This is a genomic window from Citrobacter sp. RHBSTW-00017, from assembly GCF_013797615.1.
GTDB classification, from domain to species: domain Bacteria; phylum Pseudomonadota; class Gammaproteobacteria; order Enterobacterales; family Enterobacteriaceae; genus Citrobacter; species Citrobacter braakii.
This window is the reverse complement of record NZ_CP056899.1, coordinates 707,183-724,288: the sequence shown is the minus strand read 5'-3', so window position 1 is coordinate 724,288 and position 17,106 is coordinate 707,183. Positions and strand designations below refer to the sequence as shown.

The 17,106-nt window shown below is 49.0% G+C and carries 12 protein-coding genes; all 12 read left to right on the top strand.

The window, feature by feature from the left end; translation table 11 throughout:
• Positions 1-126: 126 nt before the first annotated feature.
• The 12 genes from HV037_RS03455 (at position 127) to rfbC (ending at position 17,104) form a co-directional block, all read left to right on the top strand.
• A complete protein-coding gene (locus HV037_RS03455) occupies positions 127-2,931 on the top strand; it encodes a class I SAM-dependent methyltransferase (RefSeq protein ID WP_249414957.1) in 2,805 nt (934 codons plus the stop codon).
• Positions 2,932-2,933: 2 nt separating this feature from the next.
• Entirely contained in the window at positions 2,934-5,348 is a 2,415-nt protein-coding gene (locus HV037_RS03450; RefSeq protein ID WP_181545581.1) for a glycosyltransferase family 2 protein, read from the top strand.
• A gap of 25 nt (positions 5,349-5,373) precedes the next feature.
• Entirely contained in the window at positions 5,374-6,576 is a 1,203-nt protein-coding gene (locus HV037_RS03445; protein ID WP_155166283.1) for a glycosyltransferase family 2 protein, read from the top strand.
• 945 nt (positions 6,577-7,521) lie between these two features.
• Positions 7,522-8,688, top strand: a complete 1,167-nt coding sequence (locus HV037_RS03440; protein ID WP_181545580.1) for a nucleotide sugar dehydrogenase — start codon at positions 7,522-7,524, stop codon at positions 8,686-8,688.
• Positions 8,689-8,907: 219 nt separating this feature from the next.
• Positions 8,908-9,285 (top strand): hypothetical protein, encoded by a 378-nt coding sequence (locus HV037_RS03435; protein ID WP_181545579.1) that lies wholly within the window; start codon positions 8,908-8,910, stop codon positions 9,283-9,285.
• Positions 9,286-9,362: 77 nt separating this feature from the next.
• On the top strand, positions 9,363-10,271 hold the full coding sequence (locus HV037_RS03430) for a glycosyltransferase family 92 protein (protein WP_181545578.1): 909 nt from the start codon (positions 9,363-9,365) through the stop codon (positions 10,269-10,271).
• 69 nt (positions 10,272-10,340) lie between these two features.
• Entirely contained in the window at positions 10,341-12,353 is a 2,013-nt protein-coding gene (locus tag HV037_RS03425; RefSeq protein WP_181545577.1) for a glycosyltransferase family 2 protein, read from the top strand.
• A complete protein-coding gene (locus HV037_RS03420) occupies positions 12,341-13,366 on the top strand; it encodes a glycosyltransferase family 1 protein (RefSeq protein WP_181545576.1) in 1,026 nt (341 codons plus the stop codon). The genes HV037_RS03425 and HV037_RS03420 overlap by 13 nt, the downstream gene beginning before the upstream one ends.
• A gap of 144 nt (positions 13,367-13,510) precedes the next feature.
• Positions 13,511-14,596 (top strand): dTDP-glucose 4,6-dehydratase, encoded by a 1,086-nt coding sequence (gene rfbB, locus HV037_RS03415; protein ID WP_016236890.1) that lies wholly within the window; start codon positions 13,511-13,513, stop codon positions 14,594-14,596.
• Positions 14,596-15,483 (top strand): dTDP-4-dehydrorhamnose reductase, encoded by an 888-nt coding sequence (rfbD, locus tag HV037_RS03410; RefSeq protein WP_059308800.1) that lies wholly within the window; start codon positions 14,596-14,598, stop codon positions 15,481-15,483. The genes rfbB and rfbD overlap by 1 nt, the downstream gene beginning before the upstream one ends.
• A 147-nt stretch (positions 15,484-15,630) precedes the next feature.
• Positions 15,631-16,503, top strand: a complete 873-nt coding sequence (gene rfbA, locus HV037_RS03405; protein WP_059308801.1) for a glucose-1-phosphate thymidylyltransferase RfbA — start codon at positions 15,631-15,633, stop codon at positions 16,501-16,503.
• 52 nt (positions 16,504-16,555) lie between these two features.
• Entirely contained in the window at positions 16,556-17,104 is a 549-nt protein-coding gene (gene rfbC, locus HV037_RS03400) for a dTDP-4-dehydrorhamnose 3,5-epimerase (RefSeq protein ID WP_059309150.1), read from the top strand.
• Positions 17,105-17,106 lie beyond the last annotated feature (2 nt).

The following is a 17,106-nucleotide window of genomic DNA, read 5'->3' as shown; positions in this document are numbered from 1 at the left end:
AAACATAAAGTGGTCGCCCTGCCGATCACGTTACACGTTAATTAATCATTGTTCTCATATTGAAGGGATATCCCCATGGGCACTCAGCAAAGCAGCCGAACACAGGCAAACTGCAAGCAAGCATCAGTGAAACAAATTAATACCGAGCTGGATTTTATTTTTAAACGCCCTATTTTCTGGCGTCCGTCTTACATTGCACAATCCGCCTGGTTAGAACATATTCCCTTTGCTTTCTGGTTGGTCGATACCCTGCGACCTCGCAAAATTGTTGAACTGGGTACCCATTACGGCAGCTCCTATTTTTCTTTCTGTCAGGCAATAACGAAGTTAGATCTCGAAACCCAATGCTATGCAGTAGATACCTGGGGTGGCGATGAGCATGCGGGCCAGTATGGCGAAGAGGTTTATCGTCAGGTTTCCGAACACAACCAGCAACATTACTCTGACTTTTCCACCCTCGTGCGCAGCACATTCGATCAGGCGTTAGAGCACTTCCCGCAAGGCAGCATTGATTTATTGCATATTGATGGTCTGCATACCCTTGAAGCGGTGCGTCATGATTTTGAAAGCTGGCTGCCAAAGCTGTCTGACAGAGCCGTTGTCATCATGCATGACACCAACGTGCGCGAACGCGGCTTCGGGGTATTCCAATTGCTGGATGAGCTTAAGCAACAGTATCCTCACTTTGAGTTCGCCCATGGGCATGGCTTGGGCGTGATTGGTGTAGGTAGCGAGCAATCATCAGAGATGATGAGCCTGTACGATCTTTCAGGGAATGCATCTGCAACGCGACAAGTTCAGGAAGTCTTCTCCCGTCTGGGTAAGGCCTGCGGTTATAGCTGGGAAAACGGTGAAATAAAGCGCCAGATGGTCGCGTTGCAAGCAAACCAGCAGGCAGAAACACAGGATGTTATGGAGCAACAAGCCCTGGAAAGGGGTCGTCTTGCAGAAAAGATCACGGCCCAGCACCACGCGATAAAAGAGCTGGAAAGTAAACTTGCACAACACGCCGATCAATCCGCCGAGCTTGGCCTCCAGAAGCAGCAGGTGAGTGTATTAACTGCGGAGCTGGCGAAGTCCACTCAACACGCCGTCGAACTGCAAACGACTCTTAACGTATGCGAGCAACAGCGTGACGAGAATCTGGCAAACCAGCAAAAGCTGGAAACTATGCTCTCAGAAATTCAGGAGCAATTTACCCGGACGACTGCAGAGCGTGACCTCATTGCGCAAGAAAAGCAGTCATTACTGAAGCAACAAACAGTAGCGCAGGAACAGCAGAGTGCCCTACAACAGCAGCTGCATGAACAATCACTGCTCCTTAATGAAGAGACCCAGCGTGCCGCGCAGTTGACTCTCGCACTTAATAAAAACAACGTGGTGCTTAATGAGTATTCACAACAACTCAGCGCATTACAGCAGCATATCGATGAGCTGACCACCGCGTTGACTACTGCGCACCAGCAGCAGGACGAACTCAGTCAGGCTCTGGCGATCGAAGCTGACCATTGGCAACAGAAGATTAATGAGCTAACCACCGAATTAACTGCAGCACATCAGCAACAGGATGAACTCAGTCAGACTCTGGCGATCGAAGCTGACCATTGGCAACAGAAGATTAATGAGCTAACCACCGAATTAACTGCAGCACATCAGCAACAGGATGAACTCAGTAAAACTCTGGCGACCGAAACCAATCAATGGCAACAGAAGATTAATGAGCTAACCACCGAATTGACTGCAGCACATCAGCAACAGGATGAACTCAGTAAAACTCTGGCGACCGAAACCAATCAATGGCAACAACAGAAACAAACACTGACTGAAGCCCATGATGAGCTACAAATTAAGTGCGATGCCCTGACTACTGATCTCGCAGCAAGTCGCACTTTGCTGGAGCAGTTTGAAGCGGAACAGCAAATCTGGCAGACGCGTGAGCAGGAATTGGTGAGCACCTTAGATGCTCGTGCTGGTGAAATTACTCAACTGGGCCATAGCCTCGCAGAAAGCACTCAGACAATCGATAAACAAAATAGTGAACTTGAGTTAGTCCGTCATGAACTTGCGGTATTGCTTCAGCGGCACCACGCAGAACAAGCTGAATCTCAGCAACAATTGAGTCAGCTGAATCAAAGCTTGAGTGAACGTTTTACTGAGATCGCCACGCTGACACAATGGCTGGAAGAGCGTGAACAGACGTCCACAAACGAACACAAGAAACTTACTGAAGAGCATCAACAGCAGTTAGATGCCCTGGATCAAAAGCTGAATAAGCAGGTTATTGAAATCACGGTCCTTACCCAAAAACTGGAAGAGAGTGAACAAGCTCTGGCAAAAGCGGCTGAAGAATACCTTCTGCATCAGCAAACATGGCGCGCTGAGCAAACCCAACTCAGGAACCGTGCCAGTGAACTCGTTAAGCAAAACGAAGCACTTGAAGCCAATATCGGTGAGCGTTTCCGCGAACTGGCAACCATGACACGCCATCTCGAGCAAGTAACTCGTGAACTGCATTTGAAAGAACAGCAACTTCAGAAAGCAAAAGAGCGCGCTCAAAACCTGAAACAGACCGTTTCATGGAAATTGACCGCACCTGTGCGTGCGCTGGGTCGTACTTTTAAAGAAAGCCCAACAGCCACCCCATCTTTCTCAATGAGCAATGCAGAACGTATCGCTGCGTCTGGCTTATTTGATGAGCCGTGGTATTTGCACCGTTATCCGGAAGTTGCCGATTCCGGCCTCTCCGCTATTGAGCACTTTATTCAACTCGGTGCTGATAAAGGGTACAGCCCAAGCGAGCAGTTCGATACGCGCTGGTATTTACATACTTACGCTGACGTGGCGCAAGGCACCATTAATCCATTACTTCATTACATCCTGCACGGAAAGGCAGAACAACGTCATTGCCTGCCAGACAACATGAGAAAATAACCATGACAGTTGAATTTAACAGGGAAGAATTGCTGACCAACTTCGATGAAAAATGGTATTTACAGACCTACCAGGATGTAAGCCAGACAGGAATACCTGCAAAAGAGCACTATAAACGCTACGGTTCTCTGCTGGGACGAAAACCCTGTGCAGACTGGCCAGTAGCTTCTGCAATGGATCCTAGAACATCAAAAGTGAATTTACCTTGGCTTACTCTTAACCAACTTTCTGTGGCAAACAGCTCTCTTCATGATTGGCAATCAGAGGGACAAGATCCCTATTTCATTATTGACTTAAGTAAGTTACCTAAAATAGAACAAGGTTGGCACCAGTTCAATGTGACTATAAATTGCTCAGGTAAGCAAGGACTGGCTAAATTTTATCTTGATACTGGAAAAGGTTTCAATGAAAGTGAAGCCGTTAGTTTACCTTATAAAAAATCGATAGCTACTAGCCGTTTATTTTATCTTGAATCGCCCCTTGTTGCGTTGCGTTTCGATCCATTAGAAAAAAGCGCTGGGTTTTCAGTTGATCAGTTTGAAATTATTTCAGTAGAAGATAGCCAAATTGAAGCAGCTTTACTTAATCATATTCAAAAAGAACATCATAATTACTGCGATATGGATTTAACAGTAATAAAGGAATCTATAGCTGCTGAAAAGACTCTGTCAATTCAACATTTGATGGAGATTTATAACGAAACCTTTATTTATTCTCAACCTACGCTTGATTATGAGGAGTGGATTGAAACTGTCGAAGTCCCATCACTGCCTAATGAGGCAGAAGTAAGCGCAATACTAGCAATGATGGCTAAGCCTCCCGTCATTTCGGTAGTGATGCCGGTATATAACCCAGCAGAAATCTACTTACGCGCCTGTTTAGACTCTGTGATCGCGCAAAGCTACCCGCACTGGGAATTGTGCATTGCAGATGACAAATCGCCAAAAGAACATGTTCAACGTGTGCTGCGTGAGTATGAAGCTAAAGATCCTCGTATTAACGTGGTCTACCGCCAACAGAATGGTCATATTTCGGCAGCCTCTAACAGCGCCCTGGAAATTGCCAAAGGCGATTTTGTGGCCTTACTGGATCACGATGATGCCCTGCCGGAACATGCTCTGCTGTTTATGGCGCAAGCCATTTGTGCGCAGCCAGAAACTCAGATCCTTTACAGCGATGAAGACAAGCTCAACGGTCGTGGCGAGCGCTTTGATCCCCATTTCAAAAGCGACTGGAACCCGGATCTGTTCTTCTCACAAAACTATGTTTCTCACCTCGGGGTATATCGCCGCAAATTGCTTCAACAAATCGGTGGATTCCGTCTGGGTGTAGAAGGTAGCCAGGATCAAGATTTGCTGCTGCGCTGCTTGCCTCATGTGCAAGCTGAGCAAATTGTGCATATTCCTCGCGTGCTCTATCACTGGCGTACCATCGAAGGGTCCACTGCGCTGGCATCTGGCGAAAAAAGCTATACTACCGATGCGGGTATCAAAGCATTGCGTGACTATTTTGCAGCACAGCAACCGGGCGTAGAAGTTGATGCGGGATTAGTGCCAAATACTTACCGAATACGTTATCCGATACCGGAACCTGCCCCACTGGTTAGCTTGCTGATCCCTACCCGCGATCGACGTTCACTGACCGAAACCGCTGTTCGCAGTATTCTTGAGAAAAGTACCTATACCAACTACGAGATCCTGATCCTGGATAATGGCAGCGTAGAAGCCGACACATTGGAGTTTTTCGCCCAGATCCAGCAGGAAGATCGACGCGTTAAAGTGCTCGCGTATGACTTCCCGTTTAATTACTCAGCGATTAACAACTTTGGTGCGCGTCATGCTAAGGGTTCAGTTATTGGTCTGGTTAATAATGATGTTGAAGTAATTAATCCGGATTGGTTGACTGAAATGGTGAGTCAATGCTTACGACCTGAAATTGGTTGTGTTGGTGCCAAACTCTATTACAGCAATGATACCTTACAACATGGCGGAGTAATTCTTAGTTTAGGAGGAGTGGCTGGCCACTCACATAAACACTTCCCAAGAAATCATCCTGGATATTTTCATCGTTTGTCACTTGTTCAAACACTGTCAGCAGTAACCGCCGCATGTTTATTGATAAGGAAAGAAATTTTCGAATATGTTTATGGTCTTGATGAAGAAAATTTGCATGTTGCTTTCAATGATGTAGATTTCTGTTTGAAGGTCCGTGAAGCTGGCTATCGTAATCTATGGACACCATACGCTGAACTTTATCATTACGAATCGATTAGTCGTGGTGCGGAAGATTCACCAGAGAAAATAGCTCGATTTACTAGAGAGGTGAATTATATGAAATCAAAATGGGGTAAGCATCTTGAGATCGATCCTTTCTATAGCCAAAATTTAACGAAAGATAGAGAAGATTTCTCTATTTAAAAAGATATTTTTTCCAGAGGCTAAAATGAAAATAGCATGTTTGATGATGCAGAAAAATGAAACAAGCTTATTAAAACCATGGCTTGACTATCATATCATGATATTTGGAATTAAAAATATATTCCTCTATGATAACGGTTCTACTGACACAACTTGTATTAATATACTAAAGAACTATGAGACAAAAGGGTTAAATGTCACATGGGACTTTAATACAAAAAATGATTTCGAACAAAAAGGGCAAATCTTTTCTGATAAAATAAAAAATTTAGATAAAAGCATATTTCCCTATGATTTTTACTTTCCTTTAGATTGCGATGAATTTATCGCATATGAAAGGAATCCTGGAGATTTGCTTATGGATAAAAAATCGATTGAAATTGAATTAGAAAATCATATTGGCTGTCAATCAACTTTAGCTATTAATGCAGGTTATGATAACAACCCTCTATTTAACCAATATTATTTTAGAAGTGATGAGCAAAGAAAAACGTTTTTTTACAAGGGAACGTGCTTGACACTAGATATGGGGTTTCATTCTGGTAAAACAAATTTAGGCGCAGAAACAAAAAAAACAAAAATAGTTTACATTCATCATCATTACAAAGAATTTTATAACTATCAAACCAGTGCAAGGGAAAAACTTTTAGGTCGAGTCAAGGATTTTTCAACATCTACACTTGAAATGCATAGAGCCAATAAAGGTCCCGGATATCATTTAATAGGCGCTTTACTTACAACTGAAGAAGAATATTATTTTTCTTTTTATAACAATTTCAAATCCCAAACTGCTAAATATTATCAAATGGAATTTGTATCTTTTTTCCTTAAAGGACTTGGGCTTAATATATCTGCACCAGATAATATCAAAATAAATTATTCGATAAATAAAAGCATTCGTGGTGTCATCGATTCAATAGTTATTAATAACGATTTAATAAAGATTACAGGATGGGCAGTTACACCTGATGATGATGATATTATGAATATTTATATATTGGATAATAATGATAATTTTATAGAGTTTTCTAAAATCAATAAATATTCAAGACCAGACGTTGTACGTGTTGTTGACGGTGCGAAGATTAATTGTGGCATTATTGCAGAAAAAACATTATCACATAATGAATTAGAAGTTATTGCCTCTAACGATATAAAGGTTATTGTTAAGAATCAAACCTTATCCTCAAAACTATCATTTAACATGAAAAATCTTTCTTTGAGATAATACACCTAATATAAACTTGAGGCATTAGCTTATTTTTAAGCATATAGAAATAATTTAGTAAAATCCTTTTACATTTGAAATTATTACTAACAACTCAACTTTCATCAAAAAAAATAGCTAGCTGAGTATTAAGTGTCTATTGTTATAAAAATCAGGCGTATTTAAAAAATACCGCATAATATCAAAAATTTTTTTGAGACAGATTGACCAAGAATGAATACATTCTTTTAATTAACGCATCCACATTGACCTTAAATGGATGGGGTTTATTTAAAAAGAAACCTATTGACTTCGTACTCTGAATAAATGGTGAGGTATAAATCCATTTCTACAACATAAAAAGAAAGGATGTAGAATCCATTTTTAAAGAAAATTTGCACAGGGCTGTCGGAAAAAATGTGGATTTAGCATATTTATTCCCACTTCAACTAATGTTCAAATTGGGTTATGATTAATTGATCTCCCAGATGGATTTTATTGCTGCATTTTATATCTGAATCAGTTTTACCAAAAAATTGTTTGGTCAGGATGGTCATTTATTTTTAGATTATGATACAAATCAAAGCGTTGAGTAGTTCATAGTAAAAAATTTATAACTGAAAAGGCTCTATCTCAATGGGCTTCATATTTTAATAAGACCGGAAACTATGCAAATAAAAAAATTAATTATATTTGAAAAAACAACCGGGAATATCAACCCAGCACTAAGGCTGAATTAAACTAATTGATTATGATGAATCTTGTCTAAAAACATATTAAGATCTTTTTCATGAATATTATCAATAATTAATACAAGGATAAAGCTATACCAAGAAAGACCCGAGATGGTAATATAAAACAATAAGATGAAAGATAAAAAACTTTTATGGTCATAGCTTCACTTATGCAAGATAAATTACAACACATAAACAAATCAAAACGTAGGATAAAGCATAAGAATCTTATATGAATGTAACAATTACAGGTACCGGCTATGTCGGTCTTTCGAATGCCGTTCTTCTGGCTCAGCATCATCAGGTTATTGCCCTTGACGTCGTAGCTGAAAAAGTTGAGCAGATTAACCAAGGTCTTTCCCCTATTGCTGATAAAGAGCTTGAAGATTACTTAGCCAACAAGCCACTTAATCTGCGGGCCACGCTGGATAAATTCGAAGCCTATGAACGTGCAGAATTTGTCATTATCGCTACCCCGACTGATTACGATCCTGAGACCAATTACTTCAACACGAATACCGTCGAAGCCGTGATCCGCGATGTGATGAGTATTAATCCGCATGCCGTTATGGTCATTAAGTCCACTATCCCGGTGGGCTTTACTGAGCGCATGCGTCAGGAGTTTGGTACGGATAATCTGATTTTCTCTCCCGAGTTCCTGCGTGAAGGCCGTGCGCTGTATGACAATCTTCATCCGTCACGTATCGTCGTGGGTGAGTGCAGCGAGCGGGCGCAGCGTTTTGCCGATCTGCTGAAAGAAGGTGCCATTAAACAGGATGTACAGGTGCTGTTAACCGGCAGTACCGAAGCCGAAGCCATAAAGCTGTTTGCTAATACCTATCTCGCTATGCGTGTTGCGTATTTCAACGAGCTGGACACCTACGCTCAGTCTCATGGGTTGGACAGCCGTCAGATTATCGAAGGTATCGGTCTGGATCCGCGTATTGGTACGCACTACAACAACCCTTCGTTTGGCTATGGCGGCTACTGCCTGCCGAAAGATACCAAACAGCTGCTGGCGAACTATCAGGAAGTGCCGAACAACCTGATTCGCGCAATTGTCGATGCTAATACGACCCGTAAGGATTTTATTGCCGACAGTGTGATCGCCCGCAAGCCTAAGGTTGTTGGGATCCACCGTCTGGTCATGAAAGCGGGTTCCGATAACTTCCGCTCTTCCGCCATTCAGGGGATCATGAAGCGCATTAAGGCGAAGGGGATCGAGGTGGTGGTCTTTGAACCCACCATCAAAGCAGAGAGTTTCTTTAACTCCCGCGTCATTCGCGATTTGGAAGAGTTTAAAGCCATTAGCGACGTGATACTTTGCAACAGGATGGCGAGCGAGTTAAGTGACGTAGCGGATAAGGTCTACACAAGGGATCTTTTTGGATCTGACTGATCTATAGATAGATATCAAAAATGCACTGTCCCTACAACCTCTGGGTTGCATTCATTTCCTTGCCTTAGTGGAGCACAGACTGCTGTTCCGTATGCTTAAGCGAGTAACGTATCGTTAATCCGGCCTTATGAATTACTAAAGTTTTCTATAATTTGGTCGCTTACTGTGTAAGTAGTTCATCCAACCTAATACTAATAATAACTTGAGTGTTTAAACCGAATGACAAACCGTTACACGCTTTCTGCAACGCCATTGATTACCTCCGATGCAAAGTTGCGCTGGAACGTTGATACAACGTCGAAGCATGGGCCTTTAACACTGAACCATGGCCGCATTGAAGTTCGCGGCTGGTTACTGGTTGAGGGCGAACGCTCTCCACATCTTGCCATCAAGAACGATTACGCTACCTATAGCTATCCGTTCAATGTCAAACGCACTGATGTAATAGCTGCCATCCTGCAGGAACCCGCGGATAATCATCCCCGCTTAAGCTGTGGCTTCAGTGTTAATGTGCCTTTCTCGTCTCAAATCTCCATCGGGCTGGAGTCTGATGGCTTGATTACATGGCTAACGGAGTTGAACTTCTCCCCTGCCTGATAAGTTTTCCTTTGTGCCAGCTTCCAGCGTTTCGCTGGTAGCTGGCGCAGCATTCCGATAATCGGTTGGATAACAAAGTGAACCTCTATATTGCCGCCATCGTTAAAGATGAATTTGCAGGCCTGCTTGAATGGATAGCGTATCACCGGGTTTTGGGCGTAACCGGATTTATGATTGCTGACAATGGCAGTCGTGACGGAAGCCGCGAGTTGCTCTCTTCCCTGGCGCGTCTTGGGATAGTGACAGTTCTCGACCAACCGGATGTGATTAATCAAAAACCGCAGCTCCCGGCATACGAGCGCATTTTACGTAGCTGTGCCCGCGATATTGACCTGCTGGCCTTTATCGATGCTGATGAATTTTTATTGCCTTTGTCGCCTGATGTAAACCTGGTCGATTTCTTCGCTTCACATTTTAAAGACGAAAGCGTCAGCGCTATTGCGCTTAACTGGGCCATTTTTGGTTCCAGCGGTGAACTCTTTGCCGAAGAAGGCCTAGTGACGGAGCGTTTTACGCATCGCGCAACGGTGAAATTTAACGTTCACCACAACGTGAAAAGCGTGGTGAAACCCGAGCGCGTGAACCATTTCCATAACCCACATTTTGCCGATCTGCGCTACGGTCGCTATATCGATGCACTGGGCAATGACATGGTTTTACACCCAAAACATGGTCCTGGCGTCAGTGCTGAAGTGGTCTGGAACGGCGTGCGGGTCAACCATTACGCGGTCAAATCCCTGGAAGAGTTTTTACTCGGTAAACATCTGCGCGGCAGTGCCGCCACGGCCAAGCGCGTAAAACACAAAGCCTATTTCAAAGCGCACGATCGCAATGACGAAACCTGCCTGCTGGCGGCCGCGCTGGCCCCTCAAGTCAAAGCAGAAATGGCAGCGTTGCAGGCGCAGCTGGATGCCTTGCCAGAAGAAGAGAGTCCCCAGAAGAGCGACTCCTGGCTGGCGACCCGCGTTAAAAAGTTAATCGGCTAAAAGACATTTTCCCCTTATTCGACAGGAGTCAGAAGTGGCCTTCCCCACTTCCGGGTAGTGAATCCTCTAATGCATAGCGATTATCACTGGCACCCTCTGGCGCTGCCAGACACCTCTTTAACCCGTGCGGGCTGGTTCCTGATCCAAGGCACCCTGCATGCCCGCCAGCCGCGGGGTGAAACCCGCCTGCGCTGGCAGTGCAGCGAAGGGATCTGGCATGAACAGGTTCTCCCCATTACCCGTCGCGGCACCCTACAGGAGCTGGTCTGGCTGCCGGTGGGTGCTTGCCAGGTGGGGCTGCTCGCCAGCAGCGAAGGGGCAGAGTGTGAGCTGAATATTACCCGCTTTGCGCAGGTGTCTGCGGGCAAGAGCCTCTGGCGTCGTTTACGCCGGGTGTGGCCTTTTTATCAGCGTCTGAATGCGCAAAAGCGCAAACGTCTGGGGCTGTCGTGGCATCTGTGGTTTACCGATTTACAGCAGGCTTACGACCTGGTGGGCAAGATCCGCGATGACAGGCCGCTGCACGCCTACGAACACTGGCTGGCGAATTTTGACATCGTCCAGCCCGGTGAGCGCAGGTTGATCGAGCGTCTGCTGACCCGCTGGGGCAACCTGCCCCGCGTCTGTCTGCATCTGGTGAACGGCGGCGATGAGGCGGCACGCCAGCGCACGCTGGCCAGTATCGCGGCGCTCTGTTATCCGACAACCCATATCACCGTGCTGGAACAGCCCCCTGCCGCAGGCAGGCCTGCGGGTGAATGGCAATGGGCCATTCCTGTGGGCGCTGAACTCGCCCCGGCTGCGTTAGTGTGGCTGGCACACCAGTTGCGCCAGACCCCGGAAGCAAAATGGATCTATGGCGATCACGATCTGCTGGATGAGAAAGGCAAGCGCCACTCGCCAGCCTTCAAGCCAGACTGGAACGAAACGCTGCTGCACAGTCAGAACTATATCGGCTGGTGCGGCCTCTGGCGGGAACAGGGTACCGCCGCTATCCCGCAGGATGGGGCTGACAGTTATCGCGGATGGTTGCAGCTGGCCCACCAGCTTGCACCGCAGGATATCGCCCACATCCCTGCCCTGTTGATGCATGTCCCGGACACGCTCCCGCAGCAGGATGGCTACGAAACGCTGGCAAGCCTGCTGCAGGACCTGCCCGTCGGGGTAACACTGGAGTCTGCTCCACATGGGATCTGCCGCTGGCGCTGGCCGCTTCCGGCAGAGCTGCCACGGGTGTCGGTGATTATTCCCACCCGCAATGGTCTGGCGCATCTCAGGCCGTGCATTGAAAGCCTGGTGCAGCACACCCGTTATCCGAATATCGAAATCATAGTGATGGATAACCAGAGCGACGATCCTGAGACACTGGCTTATTTTGCCCGTATTACCCGTGATTACGGGGTCCGGGTTATCGCCTGGGATCATCCGTTCAACTACTCCGCCATCAACAATGCCGGGGTGCGCGAGGCCACAGGCGAGCTTATCTGCCTGCTAAATAACGACACCGAGGTGATCAACCCTCTGTGGCTGGATGAGATGGTCTCGCACCTGCTGCGTCCGGGCGTGGGAATTGTCGGGGCGAGGCTCTTTTATGGCGATGGCCGGGTGCAGCATGCGGGCGACGCCGTCGGGCCGGGTGGGTGCGCCGATCACTTTCACAGTGGGCTGGCCGCCGATGAACCCGGTTACCAACGCAGGGCGGTGAGCGCTCAGGAGCTGTCGGCCGTGACGGCGGCCTGCCTGCTTACCCCTCGCCAGCTCTTTTTATCCCTGAACGGCTTAGATGAGGTCAATCTGCCGGTCGCCTTCAACGACGTGGATTATTGTCTGCGGGTGGGTGAGGCAGGCTGGCGGATCGTCTGGACCCCCTTTGCCGAGCTGTACCATCATGAGTCGGTCTCCCGCGGCAAAGATGTCACGCCAGAACAGCTGGCGCGTTCCCAGGGAGAACTGCGCTACATAAAAAAACGCTGGGCGCAGCGGCTCCAGCACGATCCCGCATACAATCCCAACCTGAGCTATGACCGTCCCGATTTCTCGTTAAGTCATACTCCTAATGTGGTGCTGCCATGGACGAACTGATCAGAAAGGCACTCTTTAAACCATATCTGAAGTTGAATAAGCAAAGCAGTGAGACGCAGCCGGACAGCTGGCCCGAGTGCCGTTCATTGTTGATCCTGCATGAGGGGAACTCACCGACGCTGGCCTATTTTGAAGCGGCGATCAGAAGCCGTTTTCCCGGCGCTGTCTGTCAGCTGGTGGATACCTTAACCACGTCGGCTATCGAAGTGGATAAAGGGGCCGCCATCGTGGTCATTCGTTTTATCTCCTCGCAGTGGCAACGCGAAATTGCGCGCAACATGGATGACCTCTCCCAGGTGGTCTATTTTATGGATGACGATCTGTTCGATCCATCAGCCCTAACGGCGTTACCTAAAGCCTACCGGACGAAAATCATCCGGCGCTCTGCGGCCCAGCACCGCTGGATCACCACCCATTGCGATAGCATCTGGGTCTCGACGCCCTATCTGGCCAATAAATATGCCCACCTTAACCCTGATGTGGTGCCTGCCCAGCCGACACCGCGTCTGCTGGCCGTAACCCGACCGGTCAAGATTGCCTATCACGGCTCCAGCTCGCACCAGGCAGAAAAGTACTGGCTGCGGGAAGTGGTCGAAGGCGTGTTGAACCAGTGCCCGCAAGCCAGCTTCGAAATTTTTGGCGAGCACGAAATTTATAAACTGTACCGCGACCTGCCGCGCGTGACGGTATTACACCCGATGAGCTGGCAGAACTATCTGGACTACACGCAACATCACCGGGTTGATATTGGCCTGGCCCCGTTACTGGAATCAGAATTTAATATGGCGCGCGGGCCGGTAAAATTTTATGATTTCGTGCGTATGGGCGCGGTGGGGGTCTACAGTAATTGCGCCCCGTACAGCGACTTTATCGAGCAAAATATCAATGGCGTACTGCTGAACAACGATCCGCAAAAGTGGATCGACACCTTATCGCTGCTGGTAAATTCCGGGCAAAAACGTCAAACGCTGGCGAATAATGCGAAGGAATACACGTACTCGTTAATGAGTTAAAACAGAACAGCACGGGAATACCGTATTCCCAACCTGCATCAGGCCTTGTTTCCTCATGTGCCTGCCGCTAAAACACAGCCTGAACGGATAGCAGAGGCTGTGTTTTAGTGAACATTTCATCCAATAGAAAAAGTAAAAACGCTTATGAAAATCCTTGTAACCGGTGGAGCCGGTTTTATCGGTTCTGCTGTTGTTCGCCATATCATCCGTGATACCCAGGATGCGGTGATCAACCTTGATAAGCTCACCTATGCGGGCAACCTCGAATCGCTGGCTGACGTAGCCGCAAGTGACCGCTACGCCTTTGAGCAGGTGGATATCTGTAATCGCGCGGAGCTGGATCGGGTCTTCGCCACCCACCAGCCGGATGCGGTGATGCATCTGGCCGCTGAAAGCCACGTGGATCGCTCCATTACCGGCCCGGCCGATTTTATCGAAACCAATATCGTCGGTACCTATACGCTGCTCGAAGCGGCCCGCGCATACTGGAGCGAGCTGGATGAAGCCCGCAAGCAGGCGTTCCGTTTCCACCACATCTCCACCGACGAAGTGTATGGCGATCTGCCGCACCCGGATGAAGTGAGCGCAGGTACAGCGTTACCGCTGTTTACCGAAACCACCCCGTACGCGCCAAGCAGCCCGTACTCCGCGTCAAAAGCCTCCAGCGATCACCTGGTGCGCGCATGGCGTCGTACCTATGGCCTGCCGACCATCGTCACCAACTGCTCTAACAACTACGGCCCGTATCACTTCCCTGAGAAGCTGATCCCGCTGGTGATCCTCAATGCGCTGGATGGCAAAGCGCTGCCGATCTACGGCAAAGGCGATCAGATCCGCGACTGGCTCTACGTTGAAGATCACGCCCGTGCGCTCTACACCGTAGTGACCACCGGCGTGGTGGGCGAGACCTACAACATCGGCGGCCACAACGAGAAGCAGAACCTGGACGTGGTGCACACCATCTGCGACCTGCTCGACGAGATGGTGCCGAAAACCGGTTCTTACCGCGACCAGATCACCTACGTGACTGACCGCCCGGGCCACGACCGCCGCTACGCCATCGATGCCAGCAAAATGAGCCACGAGCTGAACTGGCAGCCGCAGGAGACATTCGAGTCCGGCATCCGTAAAACCGTGCAGTGGTATCTGGATAACCAGCAGTGGGTCAACAACGTGAAAAGCGGCAGTTATCAGGACTGGATCGCGAAGAACTATCAGGAGCGTAACTGATGCATATTCTGCTGTTCGGCAAAAATGGCCAGGTAGGCTGGGAACTGCAGCGCGCGCTGCTGCCGCTGGGTCGTATTACGGCGGTGGATTTTGACTCTACCGATTACTGCGGTGACTTCAGCAACCCGGAAGGCGTGGCCGAGACCGTGCGTCTGCTGAAGCCGGACGTGATCGTCAACGCCGCCGCGCATACCGCAGTGGATAAAGCCGAGAGCGAGCGTGACTTCGCCGAGCTGCTCAACGCCACCAGCGTTGCCGCCATCGCTAAAGAAGCCGAGGCGCTGGGCGCCTGGCTGGTGCACTACTCCACCGACTATGTCTTCAACGGCAGCGGTGAAAAACCCTGGGTAGAGACAGACCAGACCGCGCCGCTGAACGTCTACGGCGAAACCAAGCTGGCGGGCGAACAGGCAGCCGCGCTCTGCTCCCGTCATCTGATCTTCCGCACCAGCTGGGTCTATGCTGCCCGTGGCGCCAACTTCGCCAAAACCATGCTGCGTTTTGGTAAAGAGCGCAGCGAGATGTCGGTCATCAACGATCAGTTTGGTGCACCGACCGGCGCAGAGCTGCTGGCCGACTGCACGGCCCATGCGATCCGTATCGCGCAGGATAAACCCGACGTTGCCGGGCTTTATCACCTGATCGCCTCAGGCACTACCACCTGGTTCGACTATGCCCAGCGGGTATTCGCGACCGCTCGCGCGGCGGGCGTTGAGCTGGCTGTCACTCAGGTGAACGCGGTTCCGACCAGCGCCTTCCCGACCCCGGCTAAGCGTCCACATAACTCACGCCTCGATACCAGCAAGTTCCAGCGCACCTTCGGGATGACGCTGCCGGACTGGACGATCGGCGTTGATCGCATGCTGGCTGAAATTCTTGGAAAGTAAACGCATCAAGGTATGCTATGCGTGCCTTGTTTTAGCGACACGGACCTTTGTCAGGGAGCGGCTTTTTTAGCTTCCCTTTACAGCAATCAAACAGATGGTAGTGAGGGCGTTGCCCCCTCTACAGCAAAACAGAAGAATTGAAGGATTATGAACAAGCGTAAAGGTATTATTCTGGCCGGTGGGTCAGGGACTCGTCTCTATCCGGTCACCATGGCGGTGAGCAAACAGCTGCTGCCAATCTACGACAAACCGATGATCTACTACCCGCTGAGCACCCTGATGCTGGCTGGTATCCGCGATATCCTGATCATCAGCACCCCGCAGGATACGCCGCGCTTCGAGCAACTGCTGGGTGACGGCAGCCAGTGGGGCCTGAATCTGCAGTATAAAGTGCAGCCAAGCCCGGACGGTCTGGCCCAGGCCTTTATCCTCGGCGAAGAGTTTATCGGCGGCGACGATTGCGCGCTGGTGCTGGGCGATAACATCTTCTACGGCCACGATCTGCAGAAACAACTGGAAGCCGCCGCAGCCAAACCTGCGGGCGCCACCGTCTTTGCCTATCATGTACACGATCCTGAGCGTTATGGCGTGGTGGAATTTGACCATGAAGGCACCGCAATCTCTCTGGAAGAGAAGCCGCTGGAACCGAAGAGCAACTATGCGGTAACCGGCCTCTACTTCTATGACAACCGCGTGGTTGAGATTGCCAAAAGCCTGAAGCCGTCGCCGCGCGGCGAGCTGGAAATCACCGACGTGAACCGTATCTACCTTGAGCAAGGCGATCTGTCCGTCGCCATGATGGGCCGCGGTTATGCCTGGCTTGATACCGGCACCCATGAGAGCCTGATTGAGGCCAGCAACTTCATCCAGACCATCGAAACCCGTCAGGGGCTGAAAGTGGCCTGTCCTGAAGAGATTGCCTACCGTCTGAAGTTTATCGATGCCGACCAGGTGCGCAAATTAGCCGCGCCGCTGGCGAAGAATGCTTACGGGCAATATCTGCTGAAAATGCTCAAGTAGTCATCATTAACTCCTGGGGCGTTAAGCCCCATTTATGAATCAGGCCGTAATCATGAACGTAATTCAGACCGCCATTCCCGACGTCTTCATCTTTGAGCCAAAAGTGTTTGGCGATGACCGTGGTTTCTTCTTCGAAAGCTTCAACCACCAGCAGTTCGAAGCGGCTATTGGCCGCAGCGTAAACTTCGTCCAGGACAACCACTCCAAGTCCTCTAAGGGCGTATTACGTGGCCTGCACTACCAGCTGGCACCGCATGCGCAGGGCAAACTGGTGCGTTGCGTGGCCGGTGAAGTGTTCGACGTGGCGGTGGATATCCGTAAAAGCTCCCCGACCTTTGGTCAGTGGGTGGGCGTGCACCTGTCTGGCGAAAACAAGCGCCAGCTGTGGATTCCGGAAGGTTTCGCCCACGGCTTTATGACCCTGAGCGACACCGCAGAATTCCTGTACAAAACCACCAACTACTATGCGCCAGAGAGCGATCGCGGTATCCGCTGGAACGATGAGACCATCGGCATTACCTGGCCTACCATTGATACCGAAATCCTCACCTCTGCCAAAGACAGCGTTGCCAAATCCTTCCCTGACGCAGAGTACTTCTGAGT

Bases quoted from the DNA above. Each gene is read 5' to 3' on its own strand.
- rfbA (WP_059308801.1), top strand. From the start codon at position 15,631: ATGAACAAGCGTAAAGGTATTATTCTGGCCGGTGGGTCAGGGACTCGT.
- rfbC (WP_059309150.1), top strand. From the start codon at position 16,556: ATGAACGTAATTCAGACCGCCATTCCCGACGTCTTCATCTTTGAGCCA.
- HV037_RS03450 (WP_181545581.1), top strand. From the start codon at position 2,934: ATGACAGTTGAATTTAACAGGGAAGAATTGCTGACCAACTTCGATGAA.
- HV037_RS03425 (WP_181545577.1), top strand. From the start codon at position 10,341: ATGCATAGCGATTATCACTGGCACCCTCTGGCGCTGCCAGACACCTCT.
- rfbB (WP_016236890.1), top strand. From the start codon at position 13,511: ATGAAAATCCTTGTAACCGGTGGAGCCGGTTTTATCGGTTCTGCTGTT.
- rfbD (WP_059308800.1), top strand. From the start codon at position 14,596: ATGCATATTCTGCTGTTCGGCAAAAATGGCCAGGTAGGCTGGGAACTG.
- HV037_RS03420 (WP_181545576.1), top strand. From the start codon at position 12,341: ATGGACGAACTGATCAGAAAGGCACTCTTTAAACCATATCTGAAGTTG.
- HV037_RS03435 (WP_181545579.1), top strand. From the start codon at position 8,908: ATGACAAACCGTTACACGCTTTCTGCAACGCCATTGATTACCTCCGAT.
- HV037_RS03445 (WP_155166283.1), top strand. From the start codon at position 5,374: ATGAAAATAGCATGTTTGATGATGCAGAAAAATGAAACAAGCTTATTA.
- HV037_RS03440 (WP_181545580.1), top strand. From the start codon at position 7,522: ATGAATGTAACAATTACAGGTACCGGCTATGTCGGTCTTTCGAATGCC.